This is a genomic window from Moorena sp. SIO4A1, from assembly GCF_010672065.1.
Lineage (GTDB): Bacteria > Cyanobacteriota > Cyanobacteriia > Cyanobacteriales > Coleofasciculaceae > Moorena.
Genome location: NZ_JAAHHX010000317.1, coordinates 1 through 2,238, shown reverse-complemented (window position 1 = coordinate 2,238; position 2,238 = coordinate 1). Strand labels below are relative to the sequence as shown.

The following is a 2,238-nucleotide window of genomic DNA, read 5'->3' as shown; positions in this document are numbered from 1 at the left end:
ACATAGAGCTGTTTATATATCAATACGGTTCAGATAAGCCTAAAACTCCTCAGAGTGATAACGTAAGCATAGGACTTCTATACCTCATAGATACAGTAAAAAATCCTTAACTGAACTGTATTGGTTTATATATGTCCGACTACTTAGGATACATTCAATTCCCTTGCACCTGAATTAGGATTGACCTTTGGTCACGCTACGCGATGAAGCGTTCGCGAAGCGTGGCCAAAGGCCTCAGCTTCCGCTAAGAGCGATCGAAAGCTTTTCTTCCATGAAGCACTCGGAAGTTTTGTATTATCATGCAGTCTCTAGGCTCTAGACGAAAAGAGTATTGATAGGCAGGACTATTTAATAATTTAAAGCAAGCAAAGTAAGCTTCATATTTTTGCTGCTAAATTTATAGGTTCATGTTTTATCAATCAAGATTAGTCGCTGTAACTCTAGTACAAGAAGAAATTATTGTGAGTTAGCTCCAAAGTCAGATGTATACCAATTCCAATCGCCAGTCTGATCCTCAAATCCCGATTTGTAAAGTCCATTCTTAATCGCAGAATCAGGAAGTTTATCTAGAAGGATGTAGGGGTGGGATTTTTGACCTTTTTCCTCAACAGGTTGGTTTGAGACAGCGTTATAGTGGCAATGCATTAGGATACGAGTATCATCTGTGTGATTTCCTTGAGAACCATGTATCGTGTTTGCATGAAAGAATACAGCATCGCCAGGTGCCATTTCGCAATCAACAACTTCTAGCCTTTCTATCACTTTTTCCATACGCTTTGGATCGCAGACATCTCCATTACCTCGCAACACAGGTTTAATACGACCCATTAAATGGGACTTTTTGATGACTTGCAAGCAACCATGGGCTTTAGTATTTTCAGTGATAGCCACTGTACAAGTTACAATGTTGGGAAAAAGACAGCCGTCACCATACCAATAGGTGTAACCTTGATGCCAATTTATGACAGTATCATCATATGGCAGCTTTTGAACAATTTTTGAGTGCCAATGATAGCACTCCTCACCTAATATAAGTTCCGCAGTATCGACAATCCGAGTTAATCGAGTCACTACGCTAACCAGACTATCATTTAAACCATTCCAAACAGCAGCATGCCAGGGTTCACCCTTTTGGTTGATGACAGTCCTGAGAGAATTGGCAAGATTGGGATCGTTATCGCAAACTTCCCGGATTAAGCTAACCTCCTCTGAATCAAATAACCCACGGACGATAACATATCCATCTTCGTGATATTGAGTGAGCTGTTCTTGAGTTAAGCGATGAGTTTTCCGTACATCTGTGTCAAATTTCGATGCAATCATTTGAGAGTCCATTTTCTACTGTTATTTTAGAGATTGAGATTTTTGAATCAGATTTCCATCAGTTGTTGTGGAATATGAGTATTGGATTGATATTCGCTATAGCGTTCCTTTATCCTTTCCCCAACAACTTCTGCGAAGACCAATAAATTGGATCTCATTTTCACGACGGTTTTACCACATCCATTGTGGGAGAGACAGTCTTTTTAGATGCTCCCAAACCGCCTAATATATTTCCATCTAGGCTTACAGGAATCATCCTACGGATGTAATCATGAAACTGCTGTTGACCTGCTTCTTTAGTAGGATGATAAGGACCACAGTGTTGCTGACCTTGTTGGTAAAGTGCTTTCCTTCCCTGATGGATCTTGGTCATCAGATCATGGTCTTCATATTCTATTTCGTACATATACTGGTCAAATGCATTTAGAAAGTCTTGATGTTGAGAAAACTGCTCTTCTACCAGACGATATTCGTGAATTGAGCATGTGTCGATGCTTTCTGGTATAACAACGGCAACTAGGGCAAAGCACTGAGAAATTTCAATAATAATATTAGGATAAATACAAAGCCAGACAGCACCGTAGTCTTCTGGGAATTTACCAACATATTTGCTATAGCAATCTATATATTCTCGCAGAGCAGAGGTTTTGATTTGAGGTTTTTCTCTAAGATGTATCGCTTGAACACTAAAATTATCTCGGAAAATCGATTCAATATATCTTGAATCGAAAAAGGTTCTAAAGTTAGGATGATATGCTTCTAAGTGGTAATTATCTAGAAAGGTATCCATATAGCTTTTCCAATTTACCTTAACGAAGAAGGGATCATGGGCATAGAACCTTAGCTTCTCGAAGTTAATATTTGTAAATGCTTTAGAAGTTTCTAGAGCACCTTTCAAGGCAGACTCGTTTTTAG

The 2,238-nt window shown here is 39.0% G+C and carries 2 protein-coding genes and 1 pseudogene; all 3 read right to left on the bottom strand.

The features are described 5' to 3' along the window. Positions 1-244: 244 nt before the first annotated feature. Positions 245-376: pseudogene (locus F6K53_RS37695) on the bottom strand (TauD/TfdA family dioxygenase); the annotation flags it as partial. A gap of 80 nt (positions 377-456) precedes the next feature. Further along, positions 457-1,335, bottom strand: coding sequence for a phytanoyl-CoA dioxygenase family protein (locus F6K53_RS37690; RefSeq protein ID WP_293084792.1), 879 nt, complete (start codon positions 1,333-1,335; stop codon positions 457-459). Between the two features lie 148 nt (positions 1,336-1,483). Next, positions 1,484-2,238, bottom strand: a 755-nt coding sequence (locus tag F6K53_RS37685; protein WP_293084790.1) for an SRPBCC family protein, incomplete at its 5' end; no start/stop codon positions are given.